The sequence below is a fragment of the Carboxylicivirga sediminis genome, from assembly GCF_018156225.1.
GTDB lineage: Bacteria > Bacteroidota > Bacteroidia > Bacteroidales > Marinilabiliaceae > Carboxylicivirga > Carboxylicivirga sediminis.
In genome coordinates, this window is the sequence record NZ_JAGTAR010000033.1 from 21,293 (window position 1) to 42,023 (window position 20,731).

18 protein-coding genes are annotated in these 20,731 nt (G+C 40.2%); 14 read left to right on the forward strand and 4 right to left on the reverse strand.

The features are described from left to right. Positions 1 to 1,206, reverse strand: a complete 1,206-nt coding sequence (locus tag KDU71_RS18150) for a carboxylate--amine ligase (RefSeq protein ID WP_212192523.1) — start codon at positions 1,204 to 1,206, stop codon at positions 1 to 3. 10 nt (positions 1,207 to 1,216) lie between these two features. Next, positions 1,217 to 2,485: a hypothetical protein gene (locus tag KDU71_RS18155; protein ID WP_212192524.1), complete on the reverse strand. Its 1,269-nt coding sequence runs from the start codon at positions 2,483 to 2,485 to the stop codon at positions 1,217 to 1,219. Positions 2,486 to 2,741: 256 nt separating this feature from the next. On the opposite strand from KDU71_RS18155, the gene KDU71_RS18160 reads away from it, so the two are divergent. The 14 genes from KDU71_RS18160 (at position 2,742) to KDU71_RS18225 (ending at position 16,286) form a co-directional block, all read left to right on the forward strand. Further along, positions 2,742 to 3,824, forward strand: coding sequence for a glycosyltransferase family 4 protein (locus tag KDU71_RS18160; RefSeq protein WP_212192525.1), 1,083 nt, complete (start codon positions 2,742 to 2,744; stop codon positions 3,822 to 3,824). An 11-nt stretch (positions 3,825 to 3,835) separates the two neighbouring features. Next, positions 3,836 to 4,582 (forward strand): SGNH/GDSL hydrolase family protein, encoded by a 747-nt coding sequence (locus KDU71_RS18165; protein ID WP_212192526.1) that lies wholly within the window; start codon positions 3,836 to 3,838, stop codon positions 4,580 to 4,582. Next, a complete protein-coding gene (locus KDU71_RS18170) occupies positions 4,569 to 5,030 on the forward strand; it encodes an acyltransferase (protein ID WP_212192527.1) in 462 nt (153 codons plus the stop codon). The genes KDU71_RS18165 and KDU71_RS18170 overlap by 14 nt, the downstream gene beginning before the upstream one ends. 24 nt (positions 5,031 to 5,054) lie before the next feature. Beyond that, a complete protein-coding gene (locus KDU71_RS18175) occupies positions 5,055 to 5,297 on the forward strand; it encodes an acyl carrier protein (protein ID WP_212192528.1) in 243 nt (80 codons plus the stop codon). Between the two features lie 6 nt (positions 5,298 to 5,303). After that, entirely contained in the window at positions 5,304 to 7,274 is a 1,971-nt protein-coding gene (gene asnB, locus KDU71_RS18180) for an asparagine synthase (glutamine-hydrolyzing) (RefSeq protein ID WP_212192529.1), read from the forward strand. An 11-nt stretch (positions 7,275 to 7,285) separates the two neighbouring features. Then, positions 7,286 to 8,266, forward strand: coding sequence for an NAD(+) synthase (gene nadE / locus KDU71_RS18185; RefSeq protein WP_212192530.1), 981 nt, complete (start codon positions 7,286 to 7,288; stop codon positions 8,264 to 8,266). Positions 8,267 to 8,279: 13 nt separating this feature from the next. Next, a complete protein-coding gene (locus KDU71_RS18190) occupies positions 8,280 to 9,737 on the forward strand; it encodes a class I adenylate-forming enzyme family protein (protein ID WP_212192531.1) in 1,458 nt (485 codons plus the stop codon). Between the two features lie 240 nt (positions 9,738 to 9,977). Next, complete coding sequence (locus tag KDU71_RS18195; protein WP_212192532.1) at positions 9,978 to 11,129, forward strand: sugar transferase; 1,152 nt, start codon at positions 9,978 to 9,980, stop codon at positions 11,127 to 11,129. Positions 11,130 to 11,235: 106 nt separating this feature from the next. Next, positions 11,236 to 13,251 (forward strand): ComEC/Rec2 family competence protein, encoded by a 2,016-nt coding sequence (locus KDU71_RS18200; protein WP_244828564.1) that lies wholly within the window; start codon positions 11,236 to 11,238, stop codon positions 13,249 to 13,251. A gap of 97 nt (positions 13,252 to 13,348) precedes the next feature. Further along, on the forward strand, positions 13,349 to 14,689 hold the full coding sequence (trkA, locus tag KDU71_RS18205; protein ID WP_212192534.1) for a Trk system potassium transporter TrkA: 1,341 nt from the start codon (positions 13,349 to 13,351) through the stop codon (positions 14,687 to 14,689). Positions 14,690 to 14,700: 11 nt separating this feature from the next. After that, entirely contained in the window at positions 14,701 to 14,928 is a 228-nt protein-coding gene (locus KDU71_RS18210) for an immunity 17 family protein (RefSeq protein WP_212192535.1), read from the forward strand. Between the two features lie 71 nt (positions 14,929 to 14,999). After that, a complete protein-coding gene (locus KDU71_RS18215) occupies positions 15,000 to 15,368 on the forward strand; it encodes a DUF6249 domain-containing protein (RefSeq protein ID WP_212192536.1) in 369 nt (122 codons plus the stop codon). Continuing rightward, entirely contained in the window at positions 15,368 to 15,919 is a 552-nt protein-coding gene (locus KDU71_RS18220; RefSeq protein ID WP_212192537.1) for an RNA polymerase sigma factor, read from the forward strand. The genes KDU71_RS18215 and KDU71_RS18220 overlap by 1 nt, the downstream gene beginning before the upstream one ends. Before the next feature lie 16 nt (positions 15,920 to 15,935). Continuing rightward, a complete protein-coding gene (locus KDU71_RS18225) occupies positions 15,936 to 16,286 on the forward strand; it encodes a hypothetical protein (protein ID WP_212192538.1) in 351 nt (116 codons plus the stop codon). Here the strand turns inward: KDU71_RS18225 and KDU71_RS18230 are convergent. Together KDU71_RS18230 and KDU71_RS18235 are read right to left on the reverse strand one after the other, a co-directional pair. After that, positions 16,279 to 18,711, reverse strand: a complete 2,433-nt coding sequence (locus KDU71_RS18230) for an ABC transporter substrate-binding protein (protein ID WP_212192539.1) — start codon at positions 18,709 to 18,711, stop codon at positions 16,279 to 16,281. The two genes, KDU71_RS18225 and KDU71_RS18230, sit on opposite strands and share 8 nt — an antisense overlap. A gap of 94 nt (positions 18,712 to 18,805) precedes the next feature. After that, positions 18,806 to 20,650, reverse strand: a complete 1,845-nt coding sequence (locus KDU71_RS18235) for a sulfatase family protein (RefSeq protein ID WP_212192540.1) — start codon at positions 20,648 to 20,650, stop codon at positions 18,806 to 18,808. Between the last annotated feature and the right edge of the window lie 81 nt (positions 20,651 to 20,731).

Genomic DNA, 20,731 nt, shown 5'->3' on the forward strand with positions numbered 1-20,731 from the left:
TCAGGCTTTAGATGTTTTGCCTGTCATGTAGCGGAATAATTTGCTGGCGATGTATCGGCTAACTTTATAGAGAACTTTTCTGGTAACCACCGGATCATCGGTATTCATATAATGGAAATAGAGCTTGCCTTTATAGCTTTTAAGTAACTGTTTAGGCGTTTCATTTTTTGTAGATATTGAATGATAGGCACTTCGCATATCATACAGTTCATGGATATACGCAAAGTTATCATTGGGCTTTTCTTTAGGCACAATGTTTTGGTTGGTTACATCATTGTAATAGGCTAATGGCAGGTTAGCTCCGCCAACAGTGCATACGAGGGTATTTAAGTCAAAACGTCCAACGGTAGGTTCAATCAGGTAAAACTTCCCATTATTAGGGTTTTGCTTGTATTCCATAGAGCCAAAACCCTTGTAGTTAACCAGCTTAAAAAATTGAATGGTTTGCTCTAGTATTTCAGGATGGTTAAATGGTCTGATGCACGAACTGGTGCCTGTTAAAGAGCGCCACTGCCTTATCTTTTGACCAGTAAAAGATTGCACAAATTCACCCTTTTGGTTGAAATACACAAAACAAGCGTAGATGTCGTTAGCCCCGCCGGGGATAAATTCCTGAACAATCAGTCTGTCTTCTATATTAAGAACGTCCGCTATATCCGCTTCATACTCTTCAAAAGTATCGTAAATGATTGCTTTGGGCCTTTCAGAGGCATACCAGGCTGCCGTTTTCACAAACGGTTTAACAATGATTGGAAAGTCAAGTGATTTGACTTTTTCGATGGCATCAGCAGACGTAATATTAACTGTTGCAGGTGCCTGAAGGTTGTTCTTCAGGGCAAAATTATTTAATTCTCTTTTGTCTAATAGCGTATTTAAGGTGTCAATGGAGGGGAAATTAACCAGGAAATGTTCTTGAATAACGTCGTAGTGCTCCATAACGAACTCAAGGCGATGATCACTTGAAAGGTATAGCACCGGTTTAACCTTTAAGCGCTTGGACAGTGCGATTAACTTTTCCAGTAAATCTTCCTGGGCATTATAATCAATAATCTCAGTAACCCGTTTCGTTTTATTTTCAATGCTGTTGGCCTTGTATGAAAACGCATATAACGGAATTTTGTATTTATATAGGGAGCGAATAATATCGTATCCGGCTTGTGTAATATCCAATATGACTGCCGGGTGTAAGTGGTTGTTTGAATTCATCTTCGTAAAATTACTTCGTGGTTTGATTATTAGTATATATTAACGAGTTTAGCCAATCTTCAATATTGGTAAAGCCATTATTGTTATCATCATCGTGTGGGTTATCTGGAATTATTAGTTTGTGACAGGCCGCCTGCTCAATGTAACCACCAACTTCATCCTCATGAAAAATCCATTTGCCCGTCATCTGGGTAACATCTTTAATTATTCGCTCATCAATGGCATCTCTATTCTGAGGAAATGCACCACAATGAGCCAGTACACGGTTTAATAAGCTATCAGTTGGAATTAAATCCATATGTGGATAATGGAACATAGGTGACGTTGCAATAATTTGCTCACCAGCCTGATTATATGTTATGCCTCTTTGCCATTGTGGCTTATTTTTACCTTTGACTTGATTGCCGGATAAGTAGGCAACGGCATTTTCAGAGATGCGCTCACTGAATGTTATAATATTGGAGTTTCGGTTTTTAATGCCAGGTACGTAATAGTTATTCAATGCTACAATCTGAAAAAGTGAATTACCGTTTTCCCTGTGCCCGAAGTAAATACAATGGGTATCACTGTTATATATAACGTTATTGTATACTAGCGTTTTGAGTGACTCACCTTTTACAAGGGGATTACGATCTGCATTATGAACGAATAGATTTTTCAGAACAGATAGCTCCCCATTATCATAGGCCAGCAAGCCATAGGCATTGCCTCCTTTTGTATCAATGGCTTCACTGATGATGCAATTACTGATAGTGATACCATATTGTGTGGCAGCTATGCCAATGTTTTCATCCATTCCCCAGCTTATAGAGCAATGATCGACAATAACATTATAGGATGAATCACGCACTGATGCGATAGTTAAGCAATCTTGCTTCCTGCTGTTAACACCGTACCTGAGTTTAATATTCTGGATAAGCACATCATGGGTGTGAACAAACAGTGTTGCGTTTGAAATGGTAACGCCCGGTTGTGGAGCCGATTGCCCGGCAATAAAAATATAGGGATTGCGTATATACAAGTCGCGATATAGCTTAATTACACCAGAAACCTCAAAAATGATAATGCGAGGGTAGTTTTGATTAACGGCCCATCTGAGGCTTCCTATGCCTCCATCCTTAAGAGTTGTAACAGTCAATATTTTTGGCCGTACTTCTGTTTGGTAGGCATGCCGAGTATCTGAACCAAAACCTTCGGCTCCCGGAAAGGCATTTTGCGACATGCCTGCCGTAGTATATGTCAGAAATATTAATAGAAGAATAAATAGTCTTAATTTCATATTAAAGTCCGCCAAATCCAATAGTTGAGTTCACAAATCGTGGTAATTTAATTATTTAAGATTAATAAGTAAATACTAACCAGGTCAGAAGGTCGCAATATGAAGGCATATTGACTACAGAAATGACTAGTTGGTCTCCATAATTAATTTAGTCATCTGTATTATTTGCGTATTCGTGTAATAAATAGCACCTGTAACCAAAATATAATAAATCGTAGTAAGCTTTTACCTAAATTGAAATTGCAATCAAAATCATATGAGGAAAAAAGTTGGGGTTATAGGTGTAAAAGGATTACCTGCCATAGGAGGCACTGCCTACGTTGGTCAAAACCTGATTGCTCAGCTTAAAGAGCAATATGATTTTACCGTTTATGCCCTGAAAGATCGAATACCGGAAGGAAGTAAATGGGAGGATGGTAAACAGATAGCGTTTAATAATTTCTTCATAAAAAAACTGAATGTATTTATCTATTATTTAAAGTGCCTGTTTCATGCATTATTTGTGACTAAATATGATTTAATCCATTTGCATCAGATCGATGGCGCATTTATTTTGCCTATCCTTCGTATAAAATACAAGGTGATTGCAACGCATCATGGTAAAACTTATGAAGTTGAAAAGTGGAGCCCTGCCATACAACGGTTTTTTCTGTTTAATGAGAAAATTCTGATTCGTTCAGCAAATGTGGTTACAGCTGTATCAGAACCATTAAGTGACTATTTGAACAGTAGTTACAATGCTAGGGTTCGGTTTATTCCCAACGGAATTAATGTTGAACAAAGCGTTCAACCAATGGAGCGTTCTGGGTATTTGTTTTTTGCTGCTGCCCGCATAATCCCTTTAAAAGGCTTACATACATTGCTCGAAGCCATGAAAAAAGCCAATTATACAAGTCCATTAATTGTGGCTGGAGATATGGAGCAGATGCCCAGGTATGCCGAAGAAATAAGGTTGGCAGCCAAAGGGTTAAATGTTGATTTTATAGGATTGGTGACTGATAAGAGCCTGTTAATGGCTTATTTAGAAAATTCTGATGCATTTATTTTTCCTTCATTTAATGAAGCTATGTCGATGATGCTTCTGGAAGCCGCTTCGGTTAAGGCACGAATTATCTGCTCTGATATTGATGCTAATAAAGCTGTATTCAATGAAGAAGAAGTGTCATTTTTTAAAGTGGGAGATGCTGATTCTTTGAAGCAGCAACTGGAATTGTTGCAAAGCGGCTCTTCAAACTTTGATGAAAAAGCGGTAAAAGCTTATGACAAGTTAAGAACTCATTATTCGTGGAGTAGTATAGCCGAGCAATACATCAATAACTATGAAGAATTAATGAAATAAGATTTATTTGAATGAATCAAACCCGCATCATATTTATTTTAGTAATACTAGTTATAGGCTTGGTAATATGTACTGTGTTTTTTGCCAATGGAATGTACAAGTACTATAAAGCCTACTTGGAGCGTGGCTTGTATCCCAATGGCAATGAACAAAGAGTCGAGTTGAAACTTGACAGCCTTCAGACTGACATTATAATAATTGGTGATAGCCGAAGTAAACATTGGGATATATCCGATGACTGGTGGAATAGTTATGAAGTTCATAAAATGGCGCAATCTGGGTTTACATCAGCTCAAGTTAGAGTGTTAGCAAATAATGCAAATATTGAAGGAGAGGTGAACTGTGTGATTCTATGTATGGGTATTAATGACCTGAAAGCAGGATACTTTTTTAAACAGCAGGAAAATGCAATTTCATCTACTGTTATAGATAATTACGAAAAGATAGCACAACAGTTTGCTGCCAACAACACAAAAATTGTTGTCTGCAATGTTTTTCCAGAGGGGCGGCATGGAGGAATCAGGCGTTTGATATGGCCATCTGGCATGCAGCGGCAAATCGAATCCGTTAACAAGAGCTTGCTTGAGCTTTGTAAGCAGAAGGGCTATCTGTATTTAGATGCCTATGGTACGCTAATGGATGGTCGAACTAAAACTCCGGCTAAAGCAAATTATTATAAGGACTTTTTACACCTCAATAATGAGGGCTATGAAGCACTGAATAAACAATTAAAAAAGTTATTAGATGGAGAGGCGTAGTTATGCATTTGGTGAACTACCTACAGCTAGCAAGTACAAAAGAGCTATTAGGAATTTATTGCTTGTTCCGGCCTGGTTCTGCCCGGTTAAAAAATGGCGTGCTATGTTTCATCGTTGGCGAGGCGTTAAAATGGGCAAGAATGTGGAGATTGGTTACATGGTAATACTGGATAACAGAAGACCCGAATTAATCACAATTGGTGATAATGCCTTTGTCACAGCCATGAGCGTTGTACTAACGCATGATTTGTCACAAAAGAATATGGATGGTACTGAAACAGTGGGTGCTATTGAAATTGGTGAAGGGGCATTTATCGGGATGAATTGCACCATTATGCCAGGGGTTAAGATTGGTAAGAATTCAATTATAGGCAGTGGTGCTGTACTTACAAGAGATACTGAAGATAACTCTGTATATGCCGGAGTGCCGGCCAAAAGAATTAAATAATTAACAAACATAACGACTAAAAAGATGAAAGATCAAATCAAGACATTTATATCTGAAATTACCTTTATTGAAAAGGATACAATAGCAGATGACACATTGCTCTTTGAAGAAGGCATATTTGACTCAATGGGCTTGTTAAGTCTAATTACCTTTTTGGATGAAGAACTTGGTGTGAAAACAGAGGACAGCGATTTAAATGAGGAAAATTTTCAGAGTATTAACTCGATAGTCGCCTTTCTGGAACGGAAAAAATCACTCGTAAACTAAACTGCTATGTGTGGTATCGTCGGATTTACAGATAGTGGCTTAAGTGCCAAACAGCAAGAATACGTGCTCAATAAGATGTTGACACGTATTAATTATCGGGGGCCCGACGAGACAGGTTTGTATATACAGCCCGATTGCGCTATGGGGAATGTCCGGCTAAGTATTGTTGATTTGAGTTCGGGTCAACAACCCTTGTGTAATCAGGATGGCACCATGTGGATTGCCTACAATGGGGAAGTGTATAACCATATTGAGCTGCGCGAGCAACTGATAAAAAGAGGGCATAGATTCAGGACAAGCTGTGATACAGAGGTAGTTCTGCATATGTTTGAAGAGTATGGGCCGGACTGTTTAAATCAATTGAATGGTCAGTTTGCCTTTTCGATCTGGAATGAGAAAACTCAAACGCTTTTTATAGCCAGGGACCGCTTTGGTATCAGACCACTTTTTTATCGCCAGGTTAATAACCAGTTGGTTTATGCTTCGGAGATCAAGTGCTTGTTTGAACACCCTCAGGTTGATAAGCGGGTAAATTATTGTGGCCTGAAAGAATCGCTGATTTTTTGGGCACCTCTCTGTCCAAATACCTTTTTTGATGGCGTAAAAGAGCTTCCGCCAGGTCATTATATGATATATAATAAGGGGCAATGTACTGTTCACCCATACTGGAAACATCAGTATGCTGGCAAGAAGTTTGCCGGCACCATCCATGAGGCTGCAGAAGAACTCTACGGTTTGTTGAAAAGTAGTGTTGATTTACGGTTGCGAGCCGATGTACAGGTGGCTGCCTATTTAAGTGGCGGTTTAGATTCAAGTGTAACAACGGCTCTTGTGAAAGAGGTGCAACCCAATGTGCTCAATACATTTTCAATTGGTTTTGATGAATTGGCTTTTGATGAATCAGACTATCAGAATGAAGTAGCTGCTTTCTTTAATACCAACCATAAAAGTATCTCTTGTAACAATTCAGATATTGCCAAATGGTTAACAAAGGCTGTTTATCATGCCGAAGCGCCTCTTTTAAGAACATCACCTATTCCGATGATGTTGCTGTCATCACTGGTGCGGGAAAACAATATTAAAGTTGTTTTAACAGGTGAAGGAGCTGATGAAATGCTTGGCGGATATAACATCTTCAAAGAAACAATTATACGCAATTTCTGGGCCAGGCAACCTCAATCAAAGTACAGGCCGTTGTTACTTAAGAAGCTTTACCCATATATTCCGCAGCTGGCAACAGCTTCACCTATGGTGTTGAAGATGTTTTTCGGTTATCAGCTCGACCAAACCAATTCACCTATTTACTCACATATGCTCAGGTGGAGAAATGGCCAACAACTGGCTAGTTTGCTATCAGAGGGGATTAGTAATGAACTGAATGGTTATGATCCGGTTGCTAACCTGGCTGAAGAGTTGGCAGGCGAAACAAGTGGATACAGCCTGCTGGAGAAAGCGCAATTGATAGAGTCGCGATTATTTATGTCAGGGTACCTATTGTCCTCTCAGGGTGACAGAGTGGCCATGGCTAACTCAGTAGAAGGCCGGTATCCATTTTTGGATCATCGTGTGGCTGAGTTTTGTGCGTCTTTACCTGACCATTATAAGCTAAATGGATTAAATGAGAAGGTATTGTTAAAGGTGATGATGAAAGATCAGCTTCCACAGTCCGTCATAAAAAGACCTAAGCAGGCCTACAGAGCACCAGTGGCCCAGTCATTGCTCAACGATAAAGCGCTATTGGATGAGTTTGTAAGTCCTTATGCGCTTAAAGACTCTGGCTTATTTAATCCTCGAAAGATTGAAGCTTTACTAACTAAGTTGAACCGAAGTAATATTAGTGAACAAGATAATATGGCCTTAATAGGCGTATTGTCTTCGCAAATATTGCATAAGCAATTCATTTCAGCTTACCAGGAGATTGACGAACGGAATCTACTAAAAGGAGATATAAAAAATAAACAAATTGTAATTCGATAAACTTTTAACCAATGTCTGAACAAAAATTTACAAAAGAGATAATAAGACTATCTGATACACAGAACACAATTGATTCAATTGTTGCCAAACTAAAAGAAGATGTGATTAAAGTACTGCGCAGGCGCGGAGGAGTTGTAGGCATCAGTGGGGGTATTGATTCATCGGTTACTCTAGCTTTGGCTGTTAAGGCTTTTGGGGCTAAAAATGTACTCGGTGTGATGCTACCCGAAAAGGATTCAAGTGATGATAGTAAAGCGTTGGCATTGAAACTTGCTGATAAATTCGGAGTTAGAGTAGTTGAAGAAAACATCAGCGGTGCCCTGGAAGGCTTTGGTTGTTATCAGCGTCGTGATGAAGCCGTTAAAAGGGTTATTCCTGAATATAATCCCCAGACTGATAAGATGAAAATCGGTATTCCGGTTGAGTTTTTGAATTCCAATATGCCTCCTGTGTTCTATGTCACTGTTATTTTTGCCGATGGTACCGAAAAAAGTGAGCGCTTACCGATGAATGAGTATCTGCAGATTGTTGCCGCTTCTAACTTCAAGCAGCGCAGTCGTATGTCAATGCTTTATTATCATGCAGAAGCCTTGCACTACGCCGTAATAGGTACACCTAATAAGCATGAGGTACAACAAGGTTTTTTTGTGAAGTATGGCGATGGCGGTGCTGATGTTATGCCTATTGGTAACTTGTTTAAGACGCAGGTATATGAGCTGGCCAGAGAATTGGGTGTTCCGCAAGAGATAATTGACCGGACACCTACAACAGATACCTACACGGCTGAGCAAACCCAGGAGGAGTTCTTTTATCAAATGCCTTTCGAAACCATGGATTTACTCTGGTATGGCTGGGAAAATGGTTTCTCGCCCGAAGAGGTTGCAATGGGAATAGAGAAGGATGAACAGGAAATCAGTCGCATATTCAAAAACTTTGAGCGTAAAAAGAAAACAACAGATTATCTGCGAATGCCACCAATCCATAACTACTAAAAGAAGGTGAAAGATGAACTGTGTTGACTTTTTACTGCAGGAGCATACGCATCGGCAAGGCGATTTTATTTTGGGACGTAATGGGGAATTAACATATAATTCCCTTATAGATAGGGTTAACCGGCTTGCTATTTGGTTAAAACAAGCCATCGGTCAGGCGCAGAATGTTATGCTGATTATGCCCAATAGCCATTATTCGATTGTGGCTTACCTGGCTATTATGAAGTCCGGCAATGTTGTGGTTCCGCTTAATCCGGCGATTGAATTGGATGGATTTAATGAGCTTGTTAAGCGGTGTGGGTCAAACACAGTTTTTGCTTCTAACCAAGTAGTAAAGCGACTTAATCTGGAGATGACTAATGTGCTCAGTGAAGCAGCCATCGATACAGTTATTGAAGAGACACTTGTTAATGAATGGAGCAATTCAGAAACCCAGGATGATGATTTAGCACAGATAATTTTCACATCCGGCTCCACAGCCAAGCCTAAAGGAGTAATGATTTCGCATCGGAATATCATTGCCAACACGTCTTCAATAATAGACTATTTGCACTTGACGCAAGATGATGTAATCGAAATTGTATTGCCTTTTTTTTATTGTTATGGATTATCTCTTTTGCACACGCACCTTAAGGTTGGTGGTCAAATAGTTCTCAATAACACCTTCATCTTTTTAAATTCGGTGATTGATGATTTAAATAAGTATCAATGCACTGGATTTGCTGGTGTACCCAGTCACTTTCAGATACTGTTGCGTAAATCAGATACCTTTAGGCATAGTGATTTTCCTCATTTAAGATATGTAACACAGGCAGGAGGTAAGCTACATACAACCTTTATCAAAGAATTTTGTGACAGCTTTCCTGATACAAAATTCTATGTTATGTATGGCCAAACCGAAGCGACAGCACGTTTGTCTTATTTGCCACCCGAAAGGCTTGCTGATAAGTTAGGTTCACTGGGTAAAGGTATACCGGATGTTGAATTACGTGTAGTGGATGCTAATGGGGATGATGTGCAGCCTGGTGAAGTGGGTGAGATTATTGCAAAAGGTGATAACATCATGTCAGGCTATTATCAGGAGCCAGAAGAAACAGCTACAACCATAAAAGGAGGTTGGTTGTATACTGGTGATTTGGCCAAAGTGGACGAAGATGGATTTATTTATCATGCAGCCCGCCGAAAGGAAATAATTAAAGTGGGAGGGAGACGTGTTAGTCCTAAAGAAATTGAAGAAGTAATTGTTGGAATAGATGGCGTTATTGATTGCACAATTGAAGCTGTTACTGATGAAGTGTTAGGTGAAGCTATTAAGGCTATTCTGGTTGTTAACAAAAGACATTCTGAAATCACAGAATCTTATATTAAGAAAATTTGTGCAGATAAATTATCTTCTTATAAAGTGCCTCAGACAATTGAATTTATTGAAAATGTAAAAGTTAATGCAGCTGGTAAAAAGGTGAAAGCCTAATTTTTTTGTTGAAATTTTGAATACGGTTATCCTGTTTTTTGGTTCATTCATAAAAATCAAACCTATAAACTTTGTTTTTGACTAAATGTATTATTCTTTAGGGGAAGGCAGAGATATAAGTGATAAGGGGTTATTGTTGATAGTTAGTTGGTTATGAATCGTGCTTTATTGGTCTAAAACTCCTGTACAATTGCCATTTATACTCGTAAATTGTTGCAGAATCGAGAAAAAAAATGTGGGATGAGAAGTGTTGAATCAATAAGTGCTATTGGTGTCAGTCATGAATTGGAAAGAACAACAGTTTCGGAGCTGGAGTTTGTTCCTGTTCAGAAAAAACGTGCAAATAAGAGCGAAGTTATTAAGGAACAATTGCTAAAAAAGTTGGACATAAAAGTGTACGACTATCTTACACAGCATGTTGTTCCGGAGCGAGATAGTGTGCGTATTCTTGATGTCAACCATCCAACTTATCTTCATCAATCAGATTTTGCATCTGTTCGTTGCCTGATTAATGTACACCAGGTCAATAACGTGCGCTACATCAACAAATTTCTAAATAAAGTAAATGAATGCTTGCCCGATGCTGGACTTTTTATTGGGTGCATTGAAACGATTAGAATTAGAAAGCACAAACTGTTTGCAGTTAATAATAACATATTCAAACACCTGTACTGGTTTTTCTGCTTCTTCTTTCACCGGGTGATGCCTAAAATTAAGCATCTGCAGAAACTATACTATTTTATTACCGGGGCAAAATACCGTTGGCTAACCATGGCAGAAATGCTGGGCAGGTTGGTTAGTTGTGGATTTGACATTATTGAATATAAAGAGCTCGATGGCAAGTTGTATTTCGTAGTCATGAAAACCCATAGTCCCGATCATAATCAGAAACCATCTTATGGTCCTGTTTTTCCAATGAAACGGGTGGGGAAAAATGGTAAAATCATCAAAGTGTATAAACTACGTACGATGCATCCCTACTCTGAGTATCTGCAAGATTATGTGGTTAAGTTGAATGGCTATAATAAGGTAGGAAAACCAGCGAACGATTTCCGCCTGGCAGATTGGGGACGTACTTTACGAAAGTATTGGCTGGATGAAATGCCTCAGATATTGAATGTGATTACAGGAAGTATGGCTATTGTCGGATTACGACCATTGAGCCAGACGCGCTTTAATGAATTGCCCAAAGACGTGCAGGAAAAGCGCATTAAGTTCAAACCGGGTTGTATACCTCCATATGTTGCCCTAAATATGCCTGATAGTAAAGAAAATATTGAAGCTGAGCGCATATATATGGCCGCTAAAGAAAAAGCACCTTTTTTAACCGATGTCAAGTACTTTGGTATGGCGCTTTTTAATATTCTGAGTGGTAAAATAAAGAGCTCCTGATGAGCTATTGATTTTATGCTGCAGATAGCATAAATTTATTTTTATGTTATCTGATCTTAACCTCTTTTTTAAAAAATCTCCTTTTGTAAGGTTTGTATTGCCAGTAATGCTGGGGATTTTTTTGACGTTTCGGGTCATCTCATTTGCAGATGTCTATATCTATCTGGCTATATTTTTTGTTGTACTCTACTGTTTACTGATAGTATGGCAGAAACAAACAGCTATATACCGGTATCGCTTCCTAACAGGAATTACTGGGTTTGTTATGCTCCTGACTCTATCTATTGTTTATGCCCAGTTACGACAACCATTAACCTTATCATCATATTCGGAAGCTCAGGTAAAACTGCATATTATTGAATCCATTGGCTCCACTGAACAGAACCTCAAGTTCGAAACCTATTTCAGAGGTTGCAGTTCCGATAGCTTAAGCTACCTAGAAAAGCAGCGGGGCATTGTTTACGTGCCCAAATCAATTATTAAGCATAAACCGGCCACCGATAGTTATATATTTGTAAAAGGCCGATTTATCCCATTTTCAGAGCCCAATAGTCAATTTGATTTCAACTATAGCAACTATTTGCGCAATCAACGCATTGCCTTTCGTTTAATTGTGAGCGAATATCAACACATTGAAGAAGAAAGTGGCATACTTCATCCTGTTATATTGAGTGCCAGGCTGAAGACCTTCCTTCGGGATAAGTATCAGGAAGCTGGCCTTAATGAAACTCAACTGGCTATACTTAATGCATTGTTTTTGGGCGATAAAAGTTTGTTAAGTTATGAACAGAAAAGTGCTTTTTCAGATGCCGGTGCCATGCATTTATTGGCTGTGAGCGGATTGCATGTTGGTATCATATACATGCTGCTAATGAGCATTGTATCTGTTTTCAGAGCAAGGAAATATAAACTGTTGACGGCACTGGTCGTTATCCTGTGTTTATGGTTTTATGCTGCTGTTACTGGTTTCTCACCATCAGTACTAAGGGCCAGTTTAATGTTTACTATTCTGGAATTTGGACGTATTTCAAAACGGCAGACCGGCATTTTTAATTTGCTGGGAGCGTCTATGTTTATCATCATCATTATTGAGCCTCTTTCGATATTCAACATTGGTTTCTGGCTGAGCCACGTAGCCGTAGCTTCCATTGTTTCTTTCTATCCTAAAGTTAACAATTGGTTTCATTTCCGCTTTCCACCATTTAAATGGGGATGGTCAATCATTGCAGTATCAATAGCTGCTCAGTTAGGAACATTGCCCATCGCCATTTATGCTTTTCACGAATTTCCACTTTATTTCATTGTTACCAATATTGTAATGATACCTGTTGTCACGCCAATTCTGGTGATGGCCGTATTAGCGGCTCTTTGTTCCTTTTCGATGTTTATACTTCAGCTAATTGTGCCAGGCATGGGCAGTTTGCTGACTTTTATGGATGATACAGCACATTGGATTGATCAATTCCCGTATTCAACTATTCAGCATTTATATATCGAAGGCTGGCAGCTGCCATTGTTATATGGTAGTTTGATTCTGCTGCTCGTTTATATTAATTATCGCTATTTTATATATTTAAAATATTTGCTGGTACTTGGCATTTTTACCATAGTAACTATCCATGTGCGCAGTTATTTTTTGCCTGAAGAAGTGTTGTATGTAGCTAAAATAAATGGTAAAAGTGTTGTCAATCATTTGGATAAGCAGAGTAACACTATTTATACCAATGTGCCATTAAGTGAGAAAGAGATTGAGTTTGCGTTTAATGGTCTATGGGCCTACTGTAATGCGCCTGTTTCATATACGGTCAGGCAGGTTGGTGATAAACCGAATGCTTCGCCAATTGTTAGTTTAATAGGAGCTAAGGCCTTGGTAATATTGCCCGAAGGAGCCCGATGGAGCTGTAAACTGGAACATCGCAAAGTTGATTACCTCGTTTTAATGGGAAAACCTGAGATTGACTTAAAGGAAGTAAGAAAGACGATGCGGGTTGGGCAAGTGATTATACCGAGTGGTTGGAAATGGTACCAAAAGAAATGGTTCGATGGCTATGAGGAACATATTGAGAACCTGCATGATGTATCGAAAAACGGCGTCTTTTTAGTGGCTTTTAGAAACGAATAGTCATTTATGTCCATTTTTATTTGGAGGATTAGTAGTATTATCTATTAATTTGCGGTGTTTTTGTCGAGCAAAAACGCGTATAAAAGAACGGGTACTTATGAGAATTTTTATTGCAGGTGCAGGGGAAGTCGGAACACATTTGGCTAAAATGTTATGTTCTGCCAATCATGATGTTATATTGATGGATGAAGAAGAGGAGAAGCTCAAGCAAATTGATGCTCACTTCGACTTAATGACTATTGTAGGTAGTATCTCATCCATTGAGGATCTGCGAGAAGCCAATGTAAAATCATGTGATTTGTTTATTGCTGTGCCGCCATATCAGGATATGAGTATTTTGTCTTGCATCTTGGCGAAGCAGCTTGGTGCCAAAACAACTGTGGCCCGTGTAAATAATCACGAGTACCTGATGGAGGAAAACAAGGAGTTCTTTGGTAAGTTGGGTATCGATGAGTTAATCTATCCTGAACAGCTGGCTGCCAAAGAAGTGTTTGCTTCCCTTAAGCAGGTGGGAACACGTCAGTTGTATGAGTTTACTGGCAGCAAGTTGGTTATGTTTGCCTTAAAGGTGCGCGACAATGCCATTATCGTTAATAAAACGCTGGCTGAAATTTCTGCCATGTATGAAAAGCAGGAGTATAATATTGTGGCCATCAACCGCGATGGTGATACAATTATTCCTCGCGGCAAAGAAACATTGCAGCACAACGACCTGGTGTATATCATTACCACCAAATCGGCTGTTAAGCAGGTAATGGAAGATGCCGGTAAGAAGCAGTTCGATATTAAGAACGTGATGATCCTTGGTGGTAGCCGGATAGGTAAGAAAGTGGCTCAAAAACTTGAAGGACAATATAGTATCAAGCTTATTGAAATAGATAAAGATAAGGCGGCACGACTGGCTGATGTATTGGCCGATACGCTGGTAATTAATGGTGATGGTCGTAACCTAGAGCTGCTAAAAGATGAGGGCATTAAAAAGATGGATGCTTTTGTGGCGGTGACGGGGAACTCAGAAGTAAACATTCTGGCTTGTCAGCTGGCTAAGAAAATGGGTGTTCGAAAAACTGTAGCCGAGGTGGAGAACATCGACTACATTGATTTGGCTGAGAATATTGGTATTGGTACTTTGGTCAATAAGAAACTGATAGCTGCCAGCCACATCTACCGCTATACCCTGCGCGCACATGTATCGCATGTAAAATGTCTGACAGCCACTGATGCTGAGGTTCTGGAATTGATTGCGCAGCCTGATTCGAAGATTACAAAAGGGCCATTACACAAATTAAGCTTGCCTAAGGATGTAAATATAGGTGGTGTAATAAGGGGTGAATCGGCTATAATTGCCAGTGGCGAAACAGTGATTGAACCGCATGATAAAGTTGTGTTGTTTGCGATGCCATCGAGCTTTGCCAAAATTGAAAAAATGTTTAGCTAACTGCTGAAGATATGAACAAGGATATATTGTTTTACCTCATGATTGGTGTTGGAGCGCTTATTTTTATGGCTTCACTCACCAACTGGGAATGGTTTTTTAAACAAAGAAGGGCACAAACCATCATTAAGCTGATGGGACGCAATGGCGCGCGCATCTTCTATGCCATTCTGGGAGCCTTTTTTGCGGCTTTTGGCTGGATGGTGCTGTCAGGAAGAATTGATATTGGCTCTTTATTCTGATTTTTTCCAAACAACTTGTAACCTTTCTTTTCTATCTTGTATCTCAGCAGAGAAACAAAATACAATTGATTATGGAAGATGTTACAATAATGTTTGGCTGGCTGGGCTTTTTTGCCGCTGCTTTTTTCTCATGGTATTATTATCTGCAGGCACGCACCAAAGAACGAACCCTGTTAATTGAAAAAGGGGCTGATGCCAGCAATTTCTATGCTAAGAAGCCTGAAAGAAGAGGTTTTCGATTTTCATTCCCTTGGCTGAAAATTGGTTTATTACTGGTTGGAATAGCTTTCGGCTTAATATTTGGTTTTGTACTTACTCATGCCATCTTTCCAAATTCTTTAGGACGCATTGATGAGCCGTTTGTTTTTGGTTCTACAGTGATGTTTGGCGGATTAGGAATGATACTGGCACATTTTACTGAGAAAAAGAAAGACCAGTAGTGGAAGAGCTTTACATCAAAAAAGTAATAGAAGGCGATGAGCAAGGATATCGTTATTTTATAAGGCGTTACCAGGACATGGCCTTCTCTATTGCTATTTCTGTTGTAAAAGATGAGTTCTTGGCTGAGGAGGTGGTGCAGGAGGCTTTTATGAAAGCCTTTGAAAAGATGCCGGCTTTTAAACAGCAATCGAAGTTTAGTACCTGGTTTTACCGCATCATTGTCAACAAAGCATTCAGGCAGCTGGATAAAGAAAAGAAGTGGAAGAACGAGCCCTTGGTGGCTGTTGAGGATGCCATTGAAACGATAGCGATTGACCAGTTGGAGAGTGATGAGCGCAAGTACTTTATTAATGAGACACTGAAAGTGATGGCGCCCAACGAGAGCCTTGCTCTTCGTTTGTTTTACCTGGAGGAGTTGTCGTTAAATGAGGTTGGCGATATTACCGGGTGGTCGGCTAGTAAGTTGAAAGTGGTTATACACCGCGCCAGAAAGAGTTTTTACTCTCATCTGAATGCCATACTGAAGAAGGAATCGAGATTGATAATCTGATAATACTTAAGATGTGATGGAAGAGTTGAATGACCGTAAATTAAAATCACTGCTAAAAGATAGTCGGGTGGAAATGCCTTTTTCCGACTTTGAGAGTAAACTGATGACGCGTGTAAAAACTGAGTTGCATGGGCGTCGGTCTGTAGTAAAAAGTATTCGCCTTTCGTGGTTATTTTTTGTAATGGGTGCTTTCTTTGGGCTAGCTCTGAATATTCTGCTTCCGTGGATGCCATTTGAGCTGGCGGGTATCAGCCTTCATTTTATCAAATACCCCATATTGCTTATTACTTTGGTGGTTATTATCTGGCAACTGGATGAAATGATAAGACTCACACTAAGGCATAAAAGGCATAAACGCCTTAGTTAGTGTCATGTGGATGGGTAAAATAAAATTTTGATCCAACACCAGGTGTGCTTTCAACATGAATTTTGCCACCCAGAAGTTCAACTAAATTTTTGGCAATCGAAAGCCCCAGCCCTGTTCCGCCCAGGTTGGCCCCAAAGCGTTCTTCTTCTCTAAAAAATCGATCAAAAATCTGCAATACCCGTTCTTTCTTTATACCTACACCTGTATCTTTCACATAAAAGGTGAGTTCACTGTTATCGCTGCTATAAACCCCAAACTCGATGGTTCCGTCTTCGGTAAATTTAACGGCATTTTCAAGCAGGTTAGTCAGTATCTGCCGCAGGCGGGTTACATCTGTATTTATTACAAGCAGGCCTTCTTTCAGATTAGGTCCAATGCAATAGGTACAGTCCAGGTTTTCTTTGCCAAGGCGTTTAATTCGGAGTTGGAATATCTCCAGCAGGTGTTCAAACAGTTGTTTAATGCAAACTTCTGCCTTAACAATTTTCAGCTGCGAAGCCTCAATCTTTGAAATGTCAATAATATCAGAGATAATGCGCAGAAGCTGTTGCGAATTTTCCTCAATAATATTCAGGTAGCGTTCCCTTTCATGAATATTGATAGACTGGTCCTTGAGTAAATCAGTGAATCCCACTATGCCATTCATCGGTGTTCTGATTTCGTGACTCATATTGGACAGAAACGCCGTTTTTAAGCGGTCACTCTCTTCGGCTTTAAACTTAGCTTTCTTTAATTCGTCATTAATGCCTTTTAATATCTCATTTTGCTGGCGCAGCAACACCTCTTTGTACCTGAGTTCGTCAGTTGTTCTTCTTAGGTCGGTTACATCAATCAGCGATACAATGATTTTACTCCATGATTGCTCATAGCCATACGGAATTTTAACGGTTACCGAAACGTGAATTTTATTCCCTTTAAATGTGATGTGTTCCGACTCTGTTTCGTATTGGTTTTTACCATTGTAAAAGGCGATAAGTTCTTCTGCAAAATCATCAAGGGCTTCATCGGCAAATACCTTATGGATGTTGTTCAGAATAAAGTCTTTGTTGGCCGCCTCCATATACTGGACCGTGGCTTTATTGATATTATTTATTTTAACACTTAGTGAGCACTGGCGCACAAAATCCCGGTTTTCTCGTATGTATTTTTCAACATCCTTTACGCCACTTTTGTATAAATTATCCAACAGTTTTTTTGTCTCACTAAAGTCCTCCTCCCAAAGCGAGATGGGCGAATCTTCAAACAGTAGTTTGAATCGTTCTTCGCTTAAGGTTAGGTCGGTGTGCATCAATTGCCGGCGGCTTATCTCCTTTTTTAAATTCTCATTGGCATCTGACAGGTCGAGTGTACGCTGTAGCACGGCCTTTTTTAGTCGACGATTAAAGAGGAAGAACACCAGGAGGGTGAGTAGGGATATGATGACGATGCCCAGCAGTATATACAGCACTTCTTTAATTCGACGGTTATTTAATATCTGGTAATCTTCATACAAAAAGCCGTCGATACTATAAAGAGGTTGCAGCAGGCCCATTTCAACAAAGGTATCGGCAATATAATTCCAGCGTTCGGGATTCATATGACCCGGTTCAATTAGCTTGGGCATCACCAGGTCTTCCATGGTGAGGGCTTCATAGTTCAGGAATTCCCTTGTAAGAGAAGGATTGTATTTGTTGATAATGATATCAATAAGTTCCTCTTTATTATCCATTGCATACACCCAACCTTCCATTGATGCTTTCAGAAATCTATCGGTCAGGTCTTTATTATTTTCTACCATCGACTGGGTCGTGAACAGGATATCACCATACAAATCGATACCATAGGAGCGAGGCTTGAAAATTAAAGGTTCAACTCCCGCTTGCTCCAGAAAATAGGGAGCGTCGGTGATATAGGTGGATATGGCATCGGTATTGCCTTCAATTAAATCATTGATATATCCGATGGAACTGCCATAGATATAATTACTGTCAGGTACAGCTAGTTTATTTAATAAGGCTTTGGTAGAGGCTAAGCCATTTAAACCGGATGATATCCGTTTTGTTTTAAGATCTTCTATAAAACGGATGCCTGTATCTTTTCGGCTCAATATTATTTCAGGCGAATGCTGAAAAATAGCGGCTAAAGCTACCACCGGAATATTGTTGTTGCGCGTTATGATTAACCGTGCCGATTCAAGTCCAAAATCGGCACGACCTGATATGACCTCATCCACAAAGTTAACAGAGGTGTTGCCTTCTTTAACAATGACTTCTAATCCTTCTTTCTGATAAAATCCCTTTTCAATGGCCGCATAAAAGCCGGCAAACTGAAACTGATGACGCCATTTAAGCTGTAGCACAACGGTATCTGCCTGCTGAGAGGCAAATAGTGTGAGGTGCATCATTAAAAGCGGTATTACTGCAAAAAGCTTAAGGGCTCGTTTCATCAAAAAGAGACTGGTTATTCGACGTCTGAATATACAATCTTTTTTTGAGCCTTAAAAATATGCATTGATTGGCCGTAATACCGCAGGCGATTGATTAGTTTATGGTTACTTCATCGATAAAGAGCCAGGCTTTGTTACCCTTTCCATTGTGCCATGCAGGGCATGTTTCAACGTTTTTAACCTTTACTTTGAAATAGCGGGCATTTATATCTTCCTGCTGAATGCTGAAGCGCTGTCGGGCATAGTTGTTACGTTGCTCTGGTTCTTTTACAGCTATTTTAACTGCTGGGGTGTATGTACTGCCATCATTTGACCAGCTCACTTCAATATATGATGGGAAGAAAATCCAGTTTTCAGGATTATGCATGGCACCTATAGTGATTTCGTTGGCTGTAACGGCCGTTTCAAATTCAATCACCATCTCCGCATCGTTGCCTTCAAAGCCCAGCCAGTAACCATCGTTATGAAAGCGGTTACCTGCTTCGCCATCGATAAGCCCGGCGGCACCTTTACCTTTGTATTTTGGGTGTGGGGCTTTGGTCAGCTCTATCTTGTGGCCAATAGCTTTGTGTTTAAAGGTTTGACGTTTTACAGGGATGTCATCAGCACTGGCATATTCCCATTTCAGATACTCAGCTTTTAGTTCTTCTACTTTCCCCGGATATTGCTTGGCCAGGTTCAGCATTTCTGTGCTGTCCGTTGTTAGGTTGACCAAAAACAGCATATCATTGTCGGGGTCGAGTACTCCTTTACCGCTCTGGTCCTGCGGATAACCAATCAGCTTCCAGTCGCCCTGGCGTATGGCCCAGCTGCCACCGCTTTTCCATATGAATTGTTCATGTTCACTGGCGCTATTCTTTTCGATGACCTTTCGCAGGCTTATACCTTCCACCTCGGCAGGCAGCGATTTGATTTGACAATAGTCGGCAATGGTAGGCAACCAATCAATGTTAAAGGCCATCTGATTGCGCTGTTGCTGCTGTTTAATTTTTTTTGGGTAGCTGATTATAGCGGGCACACGTATACCTCCTTCGAACAACGAGAATTTAGACCCTCTGTATGGACCGGCGCTTCCTCCGCCACCAAAAGTACGGGTTTCGTTACTGTGGCCATGGTCCGATTGCAAAATAACTATGGTATTATCTTTTAAGCCTTGCTCATCAAGTGTTTTGATGAGCTGGCCAATATATTCATCTATGGTGGATACAAAGGCGGCATAGTCGCGGCGTGGCATATCCATATCCTTATAATACTCGCGCCACTGGCTTTTGGGTTGCAAGGGATAGTGAGGCATATTAATGGCGTAATACATAAAAAACGGTTGGTCTTTATGTGTGGTGATGTATTCACTGGCTTTTGCTGCCATCAGGTCACCAAAATACTCACCGTCATGCCATACCTCTTGACCGTTTTCCCATAAATCGTGGCGGTTAGGACCGTTCCAGTAAAAGAAGTGGGAGTAATTGTCGATGCAGCCTCCCATGTGCCCAAACGAATAGTCGAAGCCCTGACCCAGAGGCCTGGTTTCGGGCGTGTAGCCAATGTGCCATTTGCCAATATGAGCCGTTTGATAACCATTAGCTTTCATTATTTCGGCGATGGTTACTTTTTCGCTGGGCATACCGCTATGGCCTGCCTGTGATGATGCATTGCCCGGTAAACCGGCCTTGTGCGGGTTTTGTCCGGTTAGCATTGATGCCCTTGATGGCGAACAGACCGGTGCTGCCACATAAAACTGATTAAACTGAACCCCCGATTGTGCCAGGGCATCCATATGCGGGGTGTACAAATCCGTTGCCCCATAGCAGTTCATATCAACCGTGCCCTGATCGTCGGTAAGAATAATAATAACGTTGGGGCGTTTACCTTTACTGCCGGATGCATCAGCATTTATTATTCCGGCAATCATCATCAGTGTAACAATGGCGTGTCGTATCATATCATTTGGCGTTTTGCTGCAGGACAAAAATACGCCGAAGCCACGGCAACGATGATTATTGCTGGTTCAGAAAGAGGGAGA